Origin of the sequence: Agromyces sp. GXQ0307 (genome assembly GCF_044769845.1) — a bacterium.
Classification (GTDB): domain Bacteria; phylum Actinomycetota; class Actinomycetes; order Actinomycetales; family Microbacteriaceae; genus Agromyces.
Genome location: NZ_JBIZVY010000003.1, coordinates 322,162 through 336,885 on the forward strand (window position 1 = coordinate 322,162; position 14,724 = coordinate 336,885).

At 70.1% G+C, this 14,724-nt stretch carries 14 protein-coding genes; 5 read left to right on the top strand and 9 right to left on the bottom strand.

What is annotated here, in order from left to right; translation table 11 throughout:
- The first annotated feature begins 10 nt into the window (after positions 1 to 10).
- The 5 genes from tal to pgl are packed head-to-tail and all read left to right on the top strand — an operon-like array spanning position 11 to position 6,008.
- Positions 11 to 1,123 carry a transaldolase gene (tal, locus tag ACIQH8_RS11570; protein WP_400998668.1) on the top strand — a complete coding sequence of 371 codons (1,113 nt, stop codon included), beginning with the start codon at positions 11 to 13 and terminating at the stop codon, positions 1,121 to 1,123.
- Positions 1,120 to 2,724: a glucose-6-phosphate isomerase gene (locus ACIQH8_RS11575; RefSeq protein WP_400998671.1), complete on the top strand. Its 1,605-nt coding sequence runs from the start codon at positions 1,120 to 1,122 to the stop codon at positions 2,722 to 2,724. The genes tal and ACIQH8_RS11575 overlap by 4 nt, the downstream gene beginning before the upstream one ends.
- A 13-nt stretch (positions 2,725 to 2,737) precedes the next feature.
- Entirely contained in the window at positions 2,738 to 4,279 is a 1,542-nt protein-coding gene (zwf, locus tag ACIQH8_RS11580; protein WP_400998674.1) for a glucose-6-phosphate dehydrogenase, read from the top strand.
- Complete coding sequence (locus ACIQH8_RS11585; protein ID WP_400998677.1) at positions 4,276 to 5,241, top strand: glucose-6-phosphate dehydrogenase assembly protein OpcA; 966 nt, start codon at positions 4,276 to 4,278, stop codon at positions 5,239 to 5,241. The genes zwf and ACIQH8_RS11585 overlap by 4 nt, the downstream gene beginning before the upstream one ends.
- Positions 5,238 to 6,008: a 6-phosphogluconolactonase gene (pgl, locus tag ACIQH8_RS11590; RefSeq protein WP_400998680.1), complete on the top strand. Its 771-nt coding sequence runs from the start codon at positions 5,238 to 5,240 to the stop codon at positions 6,006 to 6,008. Before ACIQH8_RS11585 ends, pgl begins: the two co-directional genes overlap by 4 nt.
- 186 nt (positions 6,009 to 6,194) lie before the next feature.
- Here the strand turns inward: pgl and ACIQH8_RS11595 are convergent, their stop codons facing one another.
- From ACIQH8_RS11595 to uvrC, 9 genes are all read right to left on the bottom strand, one after another.
- Complete coding sequence (locus ACIQH8_RS11595; protein WP_166548841.1) at positions 6,195 to 6,560, bottom strand: RNA polymerase-binding protein RbpA; 366 nt, start codon at positions 6,558 to 6,560, stop codon at positions 6,195 to 6,197.
- Between the two features lie 10 nt (positions 6,561 to 6,570).
- The gene (gene secG, locus ACIQH8_RS11600; RefSeq protein WP_067947350.1) at positions 6,571 to 6,822 is read right to left on the bottom strand and encodes a preprotein translocase subunit SecG; all 252 of its coding nucleotides are present in this window, start codon (positions 6,820 to 6,822) and stop codon (positions 6,571 to 6,573) included.
- Between the two features lie 127 nt (positions 6,823 to 6,949).
- Complete coding sequence (gene tpiA / locus ACIQH8_RS11605) at positions 6,950 to 7,738, bottom strand: triose-phosphate isomerase (protein ID WP_400998685.1); 789 nt, start codon at positions 7,736 to 7,738, stop codon at positions 6,950 to 6,952.
- A complete protein-coding gene (locus ACIQH8_RS11610; protein ID WP_400998688.1) occupies positions 7,729 to 8,943 on the bottom strand; it encodes a phosphoglycerate kinase in 1,215 nt (404 codons plus the stop codon). The genes tpiA and ACIQH8_RS11610 overlap by 10 nt, the downstream gene beginning before the upstream one ends.
- A gap of 9 nt (positions 8,944 to 8,952) precedes the next feature.
- The gene (gene gap, locus ACIQH8_RS11615) at positions 8,953 to 9,957 is read right to left on the bottom strand and encodes a type I glyceraldehyde-3-phosphate dehydrogenase (protein ID WP_400998691.1); all 1,005 of its coding nucleotides are present in this window, start codon (positions 9,955 to 9,957) and stop codon (positions 8,953 to 8,955) included.
- A gap of 98 nt (positions 9,958 to 10,055) precedes the next feature.
- Positions 10,056 to 10,682 carry a superoxide dismutase gene (locus tag ACIQH8_RS11620; RefSeq protein ID WP_400998695.1) on the bottom strand — a complete coding sequence of 209 codons (627 nt, stop codon included), beginning with the start codon at positions 10,680 to 10,682 and terminating at the stop codon, positions 10,056 to 10,058.
- Between the two features lie 138 nt (positions 10,683 to 10,820).
- Positions 10,821 to 11,801, bottom strand: coding sequence for a DNA-binding protein WhiA (gene whiA / locus ACIQH8_RS11625; RefSeq protein ID WP_400998698.1), 981 nt, complete (start codon positions 11,799 to 11,801; stop codon positions 10,821 to 10,823).
- Positions 11,802 to 11,844: 43 nt separating this feature from the next.
- Complete coding sequence (rapZ, locus tag ACIQH8_RS11630; protein WP_400998701.1) at positions 11,845 to 12,717, bottom strand: RNase adapter RapZ; 873 nt, start codon at positions 12,715 to 12,717, stop codon at positions 11,845 to 11,847.
- Positions 12,718 to 12,759: 42 nt separating this feature from the next.
- Complete coding sequence (uvrC, locus tag ACIQH8_RS11635) at positions 12,760 to 14,724, bottom strand: excinuclease ABC subunit UvrC (RefSeq protein WP_400998704.1); 1,965 nt, start codon at positions 14,722 to 14,724, stop codon at positions 12,760 to 12,762.

Sequence of the window (14,724 nt, forward strand, 5' to 3'; positions counted from 1 at the left end):
GACATCCACCATGAGCACCAGCACTCCCACCGCCGCCCTGTCGCAGGCCGGCGTCAGCATCTGGCTCGACGACCTCTCGCGCGAGCGCATCGTCTCGGGCGGCCTCGAGCGGCTCATCGCCGAACGCGACGTCGTCGGCGTGACCACCAACCCGACGATCTTCGCCGGCGCACTCGCGAAGGGCGACGCGTACCGCGACCAGGTCGCCGCACTCGCGGCCGACGGGGCCGACGTGGACCGCGCGGTCTTCGAGATCACGACCGACGACGTGCGCGACGCGGCGGACCACTTCCGGCCGATCTACGACCGCACCGACGGCTACGACGGACGCGTGTCGATCGAGGTCTCCCCCGCCCTCGCGAACGAGACCGAGGCGACCATCGCCGAGGCCCACCGCCTCTGGGAGAAGGTCGACCGTCCCAACGTCATGATCAAGATCCCCGCCACGAAGGCGGGCCTGCCGGCGATCACCGCCGCGATCGGCGCGGGTATCAGCGTCAACGTGACGCTCATCTTCAGCCTCGACCGGTACCGCGAGGTCATCGACGCCTACCTGACCGGACTCGAACGGGCGAAGGCCGCGGGGATCGACCTGTCGACGATCCACTCCGTCGCGTCGTTCTTCGTCTCGCGCGTGGACACCGAGATCGACAAGCGGCTCGAGGCGATCGGCTCGCCCGAGGCCCTCGCCCTGAAGAGCCGCGCCGGCGTCGCCAACGCGCGCCTCGCGTACGAGCTCTACCTCCAGCAGTTCAACGCGCCGCGCGCGGTCGCGCTGCTCGACGCCGGTGCGAACCGCCAGCGCCCGCTCTGGGCCTCGACCGGCGTGAAGGACCCGGCCCTGCCCGACACGCTCTACGTGACCGAGCTCGTGGCGCACGGCGTCGTCAACACCATGCCCGAGAAGACGCTCGAGGCGACGTTCGACCACGGCGTCGTCGAGGGCGACACGGTGACGGGCGCATTCGCAGAGGCGGGCCGAGTGCTCGACGCACTCGCGGGCGTCGGCGTCGAGTACGACGACGTGACCGAGCTCCTCGAGCGGGAGGGCGTCGACAAGTTCATCGTGTCCTGGAACGAGCTGCTCGACACCGTGCGTTCCGCCCTGGAGGCAGCTCGGTGAATGTCCGCATCTCCGTGAACGGCCCTGCGGCCGACGCGGTGCGCCGGACCGTGCCGCGCCTGGTGGCCGACCGTGTGGCGACGGGCATCACCGTGCTCGATTCGAGCCTGTGGGGACCGGCCGCCGAGGAGGAGGCCGCGAAGCGGCTCGGGTGGACCGAGGCCATCGCGGTCTCGCGTCCCCTCCTGCCCGAGATCGCGGCCCTCCGCGACGAACTCCGGGCGCGGGGCATCGATCACGTGGTGCTCGCGGGCATGGGCGGGTCCTCCCTGGCTCCCGAGGTCATCGCCCGGACCGCGGGTGCGAGCCTCACCGTGCTGGACTCGACGGAGCCCGATCAGGTGCGTGCGGCGCTCGCCGACCGGATCGAGCGGACGGTGCTCGTCGTCTCGTCGAAGTCCGGCTCGACCGTCGAGACCGATTCGCAGCGTCGCGCCTACGAGCAGGCGTTCACCGACGCGAGCATCGATCCCGCGACGCGCATCGTGGTCGTCACCGACCCGGGCTCACCGCTCGAGGAGTCCGCACGCGACGCCGGGTACCGGGTGTTCACGGCCGACCCGTCGGTCGGCGGACGATACTCGGCACTCACCGCGTTCGGTCTCGTGCCGACCGGCCTGGCCGGCGTCGACCTCGACGAGCTTCTCGGCGAGGCCGAGGCGATCGAGCTCGCCCTCGCGCTCGACTCCGACGAGAACCCGGGCCTGGTGCTCGGCGCCGCCATCGCGGCGACCGACCCGCGCCGGGACAAGCTCGCGATCGTCGCAGACGGCACCCACATCGTCGGATTCGCCGACTGGGCCGAGCAGCTCATCGCGGAATCGACGGGCAAGCAGGGCACCGGGATCCTCCCGGTCGTCCTCGGCCCGGATGCACCCGAACTCGCGTCCCGTCCTGCCGACCTGCAGGTCGTGCGCCTCGTCGACGACGCCGGCACCGAGCGGTTCGTCGACGGCACCGACGGCGAGATCCGCGTGTCCGGGACGCTCGGCGCGCAGCTGCTCGCATGGGAGTACGCCACGGCGGTCGCCGGCCGGCTGCTCGGCATCAATCCGTTCGACCAGCCGGACGTCGAGTCGGCGAAGGTCGCGGCCCGCGGCCTGCTCGAGGCCCGGCCGGAGCCGGCACCCGCGGCGTTCGTCGCCGACGGCATCGAGGTCCGCGGTACGCCCGACGTGATCGGCGCGGCCAGCGATCTCGCGTCCGCGATCGAGGTCCTGCTCGAGGAACTCCCCGCAGACGGGTACCTGTCCGTCCAGGCGTACGTCGACCGGGTGGCTCACCCCGGGTTCGCCGAACTCCGAGACCTGCTGGCGGCACGCAGCGGCCGCCCGGTCACGTTCGGGTGGGGGCCGCGGTTCCTGCACTCCACCGGCCAGTACCACAAGGGCGGTCCGGCGAACGGCGTGTTCCTCCAGCTCGTCCAGCGTCCGGCGAACGACCTCCCCGTCCCCGGGCGGCCGTTCACGTTCGGCGAGCTCCTCACCGCCCAGGCCTCCGGCGACGCCTCCGTGCTCGCCGAACACGGCCGGCCGGTCCTCACACTGACCCTGCCCGATCCGAGCGCCGACCTGCGGTCGCTGCGCGAGGCCATCGGCTGACCCTGGAGCGCACATGCATCCGGTCGAGATCACCGCATCGCACAACCCGTTGCGATCGCCCAAGGATTACCGCCTGAACCGGATCGCCGGCCCGTCGAGCCTCATCATCTTCGGCGTCACCGGCGACCTCTCCCGCAAGAAGCTCATGCCCGCCGTCTACGACCTCGCGAACCGGGGACTCCTTCCGCCGGGCTTCGCACTCGTCGGATTCGCCCGTCGCGACTGGGAGGACCAGGACTTCGCCCAGGTCGTGCACGACTCGGTGAAGCAGTACGCGCGTACCGAGTTCCGCGAGGACGTCTGGAAGCAGCTCTCGCAGGGCATCCGCTTCGTCCAGGGCACCTTCGACGACGACGAGGCGTTCGAGCGCCTGCGAACCACGGTCCAGAGCCTGGATCGCGAGCGCGGCACGATGGGCAACCATGCGTTCTACCTGTCGATCCCGCCCAAGTCCTTCCCGCAGGTGACCGAGCAGCTGAAGCGCTCGGGACTCACCGAGCAGAAGGGCGACCAGTGGCGGCGCGTGGTCATCGAGAAGCCGTTCGGGTCCGACCTCAAGACCGCGATCGAACTGAACGACGTGGTCGCGTCGGTCTTCCCGCCCGACTCGGTGTTCCGGATCGACCACTACCTCGGCAAGGAGACGGTCCAGAACATCCTCGCGCTGCGGTTCGCCAACCAGCTGTACGAGCCCATCTGGAACGCCAACTTCGTCGACCACGTGCAGATCACCATGGCCGAGGACATCGGCGTCGGCGGTCGCGCCGGCTACTACGACGGCATCGGCGCGGCACGCGACGTCATCCAGAACCACCTGCTCCAGCTGCTCGCGCTCACCGCGATGGAGGAGCCGATCTCGTTCGACGCCGCCGACCTGCGGGCCGAGAAGGAGAAGATCCTGCGCGCGGTGCGACTGCCGTCCGACCTGTCGACGGCCACGGCCCGCGGGCAGTACTCGGGCGGGTGGCAGGGCGGCGAGAAGGTCACCGGCTTCCTCGACGAGGACGGGATGAACCCCGAGTCGACGACCGAGACCTACGCGGCGATGAAGCTGCTCATCGGCACTCGCCGGTGGGCTGGAGTGCCGTTCTACCTGCGAGCGGGCAAGCGCCTCGGACGCCGAGTGACCGAGATCGCGGTCGTCTTCAAGCGCGCACCCCAGCAGGTGTTCGCCGACAGCCAGACGTCGCAGCTCGGCCAGAACGCGCTCGTGATCCGGGTCCAGCCCGACGAGGGCGTCACCATCCGATTCGGTTCGAAGGTTCCCGGAGCGGGCATGCAGGTGCGCGACGTGACCATGGACTTCGGATACGGCCACGCGTTCACCGAGGCCAGCCCCGAGGCGTACGAGCGCCTCATCCTGGACGTGCTCCTCGGCGATCCACCCCTCTTCCCCCGACAGGAGGAGGTCGAGCTCTCCTGGAAGATCCTCGACCCGATCGAGGAGTTCTGGGCGACGCAGGGCCAGCCCGAGCAGTACAAGCCCGGTTCGTGGGGCCCGTCGTCGGCCGACGAGCTCCTCGCCCGCGACGGACGCACCTGGAGGCGCCCATGATCGTCGAACTTCCCGATACGACCACGAGCCAGGTCTCGAAGACCCTCGTGAAGATCCGCGAGGAGGGCGGCGTCGTCGCCCTCGGTCGCGTGCTGACCCTCGTCATCGCCACCACGCACGACGACGAGGAGGAGGCCATCGAGGCCGCGAACGACGCGTCCCGCGAGCACCCGATGCGTGTCATCGTGGTCTCCACCGAGGACCAGGGCGACGCCGGACCCAGCCGCCTCGACGCGGAGATCCGCGTCGGGGGCGACGCGGGTGCCAGCGAGGTCGTCATCCTCCGCGCGACCGGCGACGCGGCCGCAGACGAGCAGGGCCTCGTGATGGGCCTGCTCCTGCCCGACGCCCCGGTCGTCACCTGGTGGCCCGGCTCCGCGCCGGAGGTCCCGGGAGACTCGCCGCTCGGTCGCATCGCCCAGCGCCGTATCACCGACGCCTCGACGCAGCCCGACCCCCAGGCGGCGCTCGACGCACTGGCCACGAGCTACCGCCCGGGCGATGCCGACTTCGCCTGGACGCGCCTCACGCTCTGGCGCGCGCAGCTGGCCGCCGTCCTCGACCAGCCGCCGTACGAACCAGTGAACGCCGTTCAGGTCACCGGCTCGATCGACTCCCCCTCGACGACCCTCCTCGCCGCGTGGCTGTCGATGCAGCTCGGCGCGTCCACGAACTGCGCACTCACCGGGCTCGAGCACGGATCGCACGGCATCCGCGGCGTTCACCTCGTCCGCGCCTCCGGCACGATCGAGCTGGTTCGGGATGTCCCGGGCGTCGCGACGCTCCGCCAGCCCGGGCAGCCCGTGCACGACGTCGCACTCCCCCGGCGCAGCCTCCGCGACTGCCTCGCCGACGAGCTGCGCCGCCTCGATCCCGACGAACTGTACGGTGAGGTGATCACGCGCGGTCTCGGGCTGCTCCCCGACCACCGCACCGCCGAGAGCGAAGGAGCCTCCGCATGACGAATGAGCGGCGCGTACTCGTCCACCCCGACAAGGACACCCTCGCCGGGGCGGTCGCCGCTCGCTTCATCACCAAGGTCCTCGACCTGCTCGACGTACAGGAGACGATCCACGTGGTCCTCACGGGCGGATCGATGGGCGGCGCCGTGCTCGAGGCCGTCGGGGCGTCGCCCGCCCACAAGTCGGTGGACTGGCAGCGCGTGCACTTCTGGTGGGGCGACGAGCGTTGGGTCCCCACGGGCGACGACGAGCGCAACGACCGCCAGTCACGTGAGGCGCTCCTCGACGCACTGCAGCTGCCCGAGGAGCACATCCACCCGTTCCCGGCCTCGGATTCCGGGCTCACGCTCGACGAGGCCGCCGACGCCTACGCGTCCGAGCTCGCCCGATACGGTGCCGACGGGTTGCCGCATCCCGTTTTCGACATCGTGTTCCTCGGCGTCGGTCCGGACGGGCACATCGCCTCGCTGTTCCCGCACCGCTCAGGCATCCAGGTCGTCGATCGGGCCGTGATCCCGGTACGCGAGTCGCCGAAGCCGCCGCCGGAGCGACTGAGCCTCACCCGGCCGGTCATCAACGCCGCGCAGCGGGTGTGGCTGGTGCTCGCCGGAGCCGACAAGGCGTCGGCCCTGGGACTCGCCCTGGCCGGGGCCAGTCGCGACGAGGTGCCCGTGGCCGGCATCAAGGGCCGTCGGCGCACGGTGTTCTTCGTCGACCGGGATGCGGCGGCCGAGGTGCCCGACGCCCTCATCACGCGCGACTACTGACCGCCGCACGGTGTTCTTCGTCGACCGGGATGCGGCGGCCGAGGTGCCCGACGCCCTCATCACGCGCGACTACTGACCGTCCACGGTCGGGCTCGCGGCTTCAGGAGACACCGGAACGCCGGGCTGTCGACCACGACAGGAAGGGCCGCCCGAACGGGCGGCCCTTCCTCATTCCCGTGATCGGGATCAGTCGTTGGAGGCCGTGCCGCGACGAGCGCGCAGCTGCTGCAGCGCCTCCTCGAGGAGTGCGGCCGCCTCCTCCTCGCTGCGACGTTCCTTCACGTACGCGAGGTGGGTCTTGTACGGCTCGAGCTTCGCCACCGCGGGCGGGTTGTCCTTGTCGCGGCCGGCGGGCAGGCCGGTCGACGGGCTGTCGATGACGTCCGGGATCTCCTCCTCGGGCACGTTCGCCGCGAAGTACCGCACGGTCTCGTTGCCCTGGGCGTCCCAGTAGCTCACTGCGACGCGCTCGGCGTGGAATCCACGGTCCTGCTCGCCCATCGGCCCCGAGCCGACCCGCGAACCGCGGATCGCGCTGTTTCCAGAAACCACGTCTCCTCCGTCAGATTCCGGCGTCGAACTTGGTGATCAGGCCGAGCACCACGATGCACGTCACCCAGACGAGTCCGAGGATGATCGTGATCCGATTGAGGTTGCGCTCTGCGACCCCGGAGGCACCGAGGTTCGAGGTGACGCCGCCGCCGAACATGTCGGACAGCCCGCCGCCGCGGCCCTTGTGCAGCAGGATCAGGAGCGTGAGCAGGATGCTCGTGAGCCCGAGCAGCACCTGCAGGACGACCTGGAGAATCTCCACGGTGAAACCTTTCCGGGCATGACGGGGTGAGTCGATGCCGCCTGTCGAGTATAGCCGCAGCGCTGTCCGGCCGACGTCCGCGAGGCGGACGCGGCCGGACTTCGCTGCGGCGGGCGGGGTCTTCGGCTCAGGCCCCGACGTGCTTCTTGAAACGGACGATGCTCGAGAACTCGTCGAGGTCGAGGCTGGCTCCGCCGACGAGCGCGCCGTCCACGTCGGGCTCCCGCATGAACGCCGCGATGTTCGCCGCCTTCACCGAACCGCCGTACAGGATGCGCGTCGTCGCCGCGAGGTCGGCGCCGGCGATCTCGGAGAGCACGCCGCGGAGGGCGGCGGCGACCTGCTGCGCCTGCTCGGGCGTCGCCGCCTGACCGGACCCGATCGCCCAGACCGGCTCGTAGGCGACGACGAGGCCCTTCGACACGTCGACGCCCTCGAGCGCGGCGCGGAGCTGCGCCACCGGGACCGCGCTCGCGCCGTGCTGTTCGAGATCCTCCGCGGTCTCGCCCACGCAGAGCACCGGCACGAGGCCGTGACGGTGCGCGGCGACGACCTTCGCGTTCACGACCTCGTCGGTCTCGGCGTGCATCGTGCGCCGCTCGGAGTGCCCGATGATGACGTACGCGCAGTCGAGCTTGGCCAGGAACGCGCCCGACACCTCGCCGGTGTAGGCGCCCGAGTCCTTCGCCGAGAGGTCCTGAGCACCGTACTTCACGGGCAGGTCGTCGGCCGAGACGAGCGTCTGCACCGACCGAAGGTCGGTGAAGGGCGGGAAGACCGCGACCTCCGCGTCCGCGAAGTCGTGCTTCGCGTCGGAGAGGTTCCACGCGAGCTTCTGCACGAACGCGATCGCCTGCAGGTGGTCGAGGTTCATCTTCCAGTTGCCCGCGATGAACGGGGTGCGGGTCACTGCCATCCGAGGACCTCCAGTCCGGGGAGCTTCTTGCCTTCGAGGAATTCCAGGCTCGCGCCGCCGCCCGTCGAGATGTGCCCGAAAGCGGACTCGTCGAACCCGAGCTGACGCACGGCCGCGGCCGAGTCGCCACCGCCGACCACGCTGAGCCCGTCCACCTCGGTGAGAGCGGATGCCACGGTCCGCGTGCCGTCGGCGAAGGGCGCGAGCTCGAAGACGCCCATCGGGCCGTTCCAGAACACCGTCTTCGCGCCGCGGACGCGCTCCGCGAACGCGGCCGCCGTGTCGGGGCCGATGTCGAGGCCCAGCCCGGACGCTCCGAACGGGGTGTCCTCGATGGCGTCGGCCGCGGCGACCTGGTGCTCGGCCTCAGCCGAGAACGACGCGGCGACCACGACATCGGTCGGGAGGACGATGTCGACTCCGCGCTCGGCGGCATCGGCCAGGTACCCCTTCACGGTGTCGATCTGGTCGGCCTCGAGGAGGCTCGAGCCCACCTTGTGGCCCTGGGCCGCGAGGAACGTGAAGAGCATGCCACCGCCGATGAGCAGGGCGTCGACACGCGGAAGCAGGTGCTCGATCACGCCGAGCTTGTCGGACACCTTCGAACCGCCGAGCACGACCACGTACGGGCGCTCGGGATTCTCGGTGAGCCGGTCGAGCACGTCGAGTTCGGTCGCGATGAGGAGGCCCGCAGCGCTCGGACGAAGCTGCTCGAGCTCGTAGACGCTCGCCTGCTTGCGGTGGACGACGCCGAAGCCGTCGGAGACGACCGAGTCGGCGAACTCCGCCAGCTGTCCGGCGAATGCGGTGCGCTCGGCCTCGTTCTTGCTCGTCTCGCCCGGATTGAAGCGGAGGTTCTCGAGCACGAGCACCTCGCCGTCGCCGAGCGCGGCGACCTTGGCCGCGGCATCGTCGCCGACCGTGTCGGTCGCGAAGGCGACCGGCGCGTCGAGGACCTCGCCGAGGCGCACGGCCACCGGCTCGAGGCTGTACTTCGGGTCGGGCGCTCCGTCGGGACGGCCGAGATGCGAGATCACGATCACCTTCGCACCCTGTTCGACGAGCGCGGTGAGCGTGGGGACCGACGCGCGCACGCGGCCGTCATCCGTGATGACCCCGTCCTTGAGGGGGACGTTGAGGTCGCAGCGGACGACGACGCGCGTGCCGGCGAGCGGACCCAGGGAATCGATGGTCCTGAGGGTCACGTCGCCGCCTCAGAGTCGCTCGGCCACGTACTCGGTGAGGTCGACCAGGCGGTTCGAGTAGCCCCACTCGTTGTCGTACCACGCCGAGAGCTTCACCTGGTCGCCGATCACTCGCGTGAGGCCCGCGTCGAAGATCGACGAGTGCGGGTCGGTCGTGATGTCGCTCGAGACGATCGGGTCCTCGGTGTACTTGAGGATCCCCTTCATCGGGCCTTCGGCGGCCTTCCGGTAGGCGGCCTTCACCTCGTCGACGGTCACCGGGCGGGATGCCGTCACCGTCAGGTCGGTGATCGAGCCGGTGGGGACGGGGACGCGCAGCGCGAATCCGTCGAGCTTGCCGACGAGTTCGGGCAGCACGAGCCCGATGGCCTTGGCGGCACCGGTCGAGGTCGGCACGATGTTGATCGCGGCGGCGCGAGCGCGACGGAGATCCTTGTGCGGGCCGTCCTGCAGGTTCTGGTCGGCGGTGTACGCGTGCACGGTGGTCATCAGGCCCCGCTCGATCCCGAACTCGTCGTTGAACACCTTGGCGAGCGGCGCGAGGCAGTTCGTCGTGCACGAGGCGTTGGAGATGATGTGGTGCGTCGCCGGGTCGTACGTGTCCTCGTTCACTCCCATCACGAACGTCGCGTCCTCGTCGGTCGCGGGTGCCGAGATGAGCACCTTCTTCGCGCCGGCGTCGAGGTGCTTCTTCGCGTCGGCGGCCTTGGTGAAGAAGCCGGTCGACTCGATGACGATGTCGACGCCGAGATCGCCCCACGGCAGGTTCGCGGGGTCGCGCTCGGCGAATGCGCGGATCGACTTCCCGTCGACGATCAGGTGCTCGTCGTCGTACTCGACCGTCGCGTCGAGGCGTCCGGTGATCGAGTCGTACTTCAGCAGGTGCGCGAGCGTCTTGTTGTCGGTGAGGTCGTTCACCGCGACGATCTCGAGGTCGGCCCCCTGGGCGAGGGCCGCACGGAAGTAGTTGCGGCCGATACGGCCGAAGCCGTTGATGCCGATCTTTACAGACACAGGAATTCTCCCCTGTTGTGATGGGCGCGATCGCGCTTGTTGGAGATGGTTCTGACCGGACGCCGGTGTCCCCGGACGGCGTCCGGGGACACCATCCGCTATGACAGTAGCAGCAGGCCTGAGGTCTTCTCAGTGGCGGCCTGGAAGCGCTGCTGGACGTTCTCCCAGCTCACGATGTTCCAGAACGCCTTCACGTAATCGGCGCGCACGTTCTTGTAGTCGAGGTAGTACGCGTGCTCCCAGACGTCCAGCATCAGGAGCGGGACGATCCCGGCCGGGAGGTTCGCCTGCTGGTCGAAGAACTGGACGATGATCAGGCGCTGCCCGATCGAGTCCCACGCCAGCACAGCCCATCCCGAGCCCTGGACGCCGAGCGCGGTCGCGGTGAAGTGCGCCTGGAACTTGTCGAACGAGCCGAAGTGGTCGTCGATCGCCGAGGCGAGCTCGCCGGTCGGCTTGTCGCCGCCGTCCGGCGACATGTTGGTCCAGAAGATCGAGTGGTTGACGTGACCGCCGAGGTTGAACGCGAGGTCCTTCTCGAGCTTGTTCACGTTGGCCAGGTTGCCGGAGTCGCGCGCCTCGGCGAGCTGCGCGAGCGCGGTGTTCGCTCCGGTCACGTAGGCCTGGTGGTGCTTCGAGTGGTGCAGCTCCATGATCGTGCCGCTGATCGACGGCTCGAGGGCCGAGTAATCGTAGGCGAGTTCAGGGAGGGTGTAGTCAGCCATTGCTTCTCCTTGTCAGCAGCCGGGTGAACCGGACGTCTGCCCGGGGACCGCGGCGTTCTCGATCCTATGCCCGTGTCCGGGCCGGATGACGGGGGTTGACGGCATGCGGGCACCGCCCGGGCACCGCTCGGGCCTCGTTCAGACGTCGTCGAGGTCGGCGGGGAGGTTCGCCTCCGTGCCCGGCACGCCGAGTTCGACGGCGCGCTTGTCGGCCATGGCCAGGAGGCGACGGATGCGTCCTGCGACCGCGTCCTTCGTCAGGGGCGGGTCGGCGTGGTGGCCGAGCTCGTCGAGGCTCGCGTCGCGATGCGCGAGGCGCAGGTCGCCGGCGTACTTCAGGTGCTCCGGGATCTCGTCACCCAGGATCTCCATCGCGCGCTCGACCCGCGCGCACGCCGCGACCGCGGCCTGCGCGGAGCGCCTCAGGTTCGCGTCGTCGAAGTTCACGAGCCGGTTCGCCGTGGCCCTGACCTCCCGCCGCTGGCGCAGCTCCTCCCAGTTGCGGACCGTCTCGTCGGCACCCATGACCGCGAGCATCGAGCTGATGGCCTCGCCATCGCGGATGACCACGCGGTGCACGCCTCGGACCTCGCGCGCCTTCGCCGAGACGCCGAGGCGCCCTGCAGCGCCGACGAGCGCCATCGCCGTCTCGCCTCCGGGGCACGTCACCTCCAGGGCGGCGGACCGGCCGGGGTCCGTGAGACTCCCCCGCGCGAGGAACGCGCCGCGCCAGACGGCGGCGACCTCGTCGCGCGAACCGGTCGTCAGCTTGTTCGGGAGGCCGCGCACCGGGCGACGTCGCGCGTCGAGGAGCCCGGTCTGGCGCGCGAGCGTCTCGCCGCCGTCGAGCACGCGCACGAGGTACTGGTTCGTGCGACGCAGTCCGGACGCGGAGATCACGGAGACGTCGGGCCGCACGCCGTACAGTTCACCGAGGTCGCGGGTGACCCTGCGCGCGATCACGGGCGCGTCGAGTTCGGCCTCGATGGCGATGCGCCCCGAGATGATGTGGAGTCCCCCGGCGAATCGGAGCACCGATGCGAGTTCCGCGGCGCGGACCGAGGTCCGGGTCACCTCGACCTTCGCCAGCTCCTCTTTCACCTCAGCGGTCAGGGCCACGTGGTCGTCCTCTCTGTGTTGCGTCGGCGCGGTCGGCGCCCGTTCATTCGCGTCCGAGGTCGCGGTGCTTGATGCTGACCGCGAGTCCGGGGATCGATCTCAGGCGCGCAGCGAGCTCGCGGACCAGGGCCACCGACCGGTGCTTGCCGCCGGTGCAGCCGAGCGCGATCGTCGCGTGGCGCTTGTTCTCGCGCTGGTAGCCCTCGAGCACCGGCCGGAGTGCCGCGACGTAGGCATCGAGGAACTCGCGCGCCCCTGGCTGATCGAGGACGTACTCGGCGACCTCCGGATCCTCGCCGGTGTGCGCGCGCAGTTCGGGTTCCCAGAACGGGTTCGGCAGGAAGCGGGCGTCCGCCACCAGATCGGCATCGGGGGGCAGGCCGTACTTGAAGCCGAAGCTCTGCACGATGACACGCAGTCCAGCGCGGTCCTCCTCTGCGAAGGTCTCGGTGACGAGCGTGGCGAGCTGATGGATGTTGAGGTCGGAGCTGTCGACGATGATGTCGCTGGATTCGCGGACCTCTGCGAGCCTGGCACGTTCGGCGGTGATGCCGTCGAGCAGCGTGCCGTCTCCCTGCAGCGGGTGGGGTCGTCGCACGGACTCGAAGCGTCGCACGAGCACCGCGTCGTTGGCGTCGAGGAAGACGACCCGGACATCGACCCTGGCACGCAGGGACTCGACCATCTCCTGCAGCTCCGAGAAGAAGGTGCCGCCGCGGATGTCGACGACGGCCGCGATCCGCGGCAGTGATGCTCCCGCTCGCTGCGCCAGGTCGACGAGCGGCCGGAGCATCTGGGGCGGGAGGTTGTCGACGACGTACCACCCCAGGTCTTCGAGTGCGTCGGCGACGGTGGAGCGGCCTGCTCCCGACATCCCCGTGACGATGAGCATCTCCTGGCGATCGCCGTCGGTCATCTCGGTCGGCGCTCCCTTCGTGCGTTCCCCCGGTGGTCCAGCCTAGCCCGCGGCGGAGCGGCGCGTTCCCTCCAGGTGCGCGTGGATGGCCGTGGCGAGGCTCGGGCCGATGCCGGGCACTTCCGCGATGGCCGGCTCGTCGGCCTGGCGGAGTCGGGCGACCGAGCCGAAGTGCTTCAGGAGCGCCTTCACCCGTGCCGGTCCGAGCCCGGGCACCTCGGAGAGGACCGTCGTGATGTCGCGCTTCCGGCGTTGACGCTGATGCGTGATCGCGAAGCGGTGGGCCTCGTCTCGGACACGCTGGAACAGGAAGAGGGCGTCGCTGTTGCGCGGGAGGATGACCGGGAAGTCGGACTCGGGGGTCCAGATCTCCTCCAGGCGCTTGGCGATTCCGCACAGGTAGATGCCCTCGACGCCGGATTCGCGCAGCGCGCGCTCGGCGGCCGCGACCTGCGGCTGGCCGCCGTCCACCACGAGCAGGTTCGGGCGGTACGCGAACTTCGCGCGTCGCGATGGCGTCACGATCTCGCCGCCGTTCTCGGGGGTCGGCTCGGCGCCCCGCGCCGCCGCGTCGCGCCGCGTGGAAGCTGCACCCGCAGCATCCGATTCGGCCTCACCGTGCGTCGGCGCGGCCAAGTAGGCGAGCCGCCGCGTGAGCACCTGGTGGATGGAGTCGGTGTCGTCGGTGGTGCTCGGGATCGTGAAACGCCGGTACTCGTCTTTTCTCGGTAGGCCGTCCTCGAAGACCACCATCGAGGCGACGACGTTGGTGCCGCTCAGGTGCGACACGTCGAAGCATTCGATGCGGAGCGGCGCGTCGGCCATGCCGAGGGCCTCCTGGATGTCTTCCAGCGCGCGCGATCGCGCGGTGAAGTCGGCGCTCCGCCGCGTCTTGTACAGCACGAGGGTCTGGCGCGCGTTCTGCGTCGCCGTCTCGAGCAGCGCGGCCTTGTCGCCGCGACGGGCGGCCCGGAGGCGCACCTTCCGACCGCCGAGCGCCGCAAGCCAGCCCTCGAGCGCGTCCGCGTCATCCGGCAGTGCCGGGACGACGACCTCGGCCGGCGGGCGGATGTCGTCGCCGTACGCGTTCTGCACGACGGAGTCGACCAGGTCGCCGAGGCTCATGTCGAGCTCGGTGTCGACGGTCCATGAGCGCACACCGCGGACGCGGCCGCCTCGGACCATGAACAGGTGCACTGCGGCGGCGAGCTCGTCGTGGTCGATGCCGAAGACGTCGACGTCGACGTGGTCGCGGAGCACGACCGCGCTCTTCTCGAAGAACGACTCGGCCGCCTGCAGCTCGTCTCGCCGACGAGCGGCGGTCTCGTAGTCCTGGACCGCTGCTGCCGCGCGCATCTGCTGCGTGAGGTCGGTGATGATGCGGCGGTCCTGGTTCTGCATGAATGCGACGAAGCGGTCGACGTTCACCCGATGCTCGGCCACCGTGACCCGGCCCGAGCACGGACCGAAGCATCGCCCGATCTGGCCGGCGAAGCAGGGCTTGCCGGTCTGCATCGCGCGCTTGTAGTCGGAGTCCTTGCAGGTGCGTATCGGGAAGAGCTTCAAGAGCAGGTCGAGCGTCTCGTTCACCGCCCACACCTTGGGGTACGGGCCGAAGTACCTCGCACCGGGGATGCCGCGGCGCCGCGTGACGATCGCGCGCGGCGCCTCGTCGGCGAGCGTCACCGCGAGGTACGGGTACGACTTGTCGTCGCGGTACTTGACGTTGAACGGCGGATCGAACTCCTTGATCCACGTGTACTCGAGCTGGAGCGCCTCGATGTCGTTGCCGACGACGGTCCACTCGACGGAGGCCGCGGTCGTGACCATCCGACGCGTGCGCTCGTGCAGCGTGTGGAGCGGTGCGAAGTAGTTCGACAACCGGGCGCGCAGGTTCATGGCCTTGCCGACGTAGAGCACGCGGCGGTCGGCGTCGCGGAACCGGTACACGCCGGGGTTCGTCGGGATCTCGCCCGGACGCGGACGGTACGGGACGGTGTTCGCCAT

Excerpts from the sequence above, each read along its gene's own strand:
- tal (WP_400998668.1), top strand. The coding sequence starts at position 11 with ATGAGCACCAGCACTCCCACCGCCGCCCTGTCGCAGGCCGGCGTCAGC.
- zwf (WP_400998674.1), top strand. The coding sequence starts at position 2,738 with ATGCATCCGGTCGAGATCACCGCATCGCACAACCCGTTGCGATCGCCC.
- ACIQH8_RS11585 (WP_400998677.1), top strand. The coding sequence starts at position 4,276 with ATGATCGTCGAACTTCCCGATACGACCACGAGCCAGGTCTCGAAGACC.
- pgl (WP_400998680.1), top strand. The coding sequence starts at position 5,238 with ATGACGAATGAGCGGCGCGTACTCGTCCACCCCGACAAGGACACCCTC.
- tpiA (WP_400998685.1), bottom strand. The coding sequence starts at position 7,738 with ATGGCAGTGACCCGCACCCCGTTCATCGCGGGCAACTGGAAGATGAAC.
- ACIQH8_RS11620 (WP_400998695.1), bottom strand. The coding sequence starts at position 10,682 with ATGGCTGACTACACCCTCCCTGAACTCGCCTACGATTACTCGGCCCTC.
- rapZ (WP_400998701.1), bottom strand. The coding sequence starts at position 12,717 with ATGACCGACGGCGATCGCCAGGAGATGCTCATCGTCACGGGGATGTCG.
- uvrC (WP_400998704.1), bottom strand. The coding sequence starts at position 14,724 with ATGGCGAACACCGTCCCGTACCGTCCGCGTCCGGGCGAGATCCCGACG.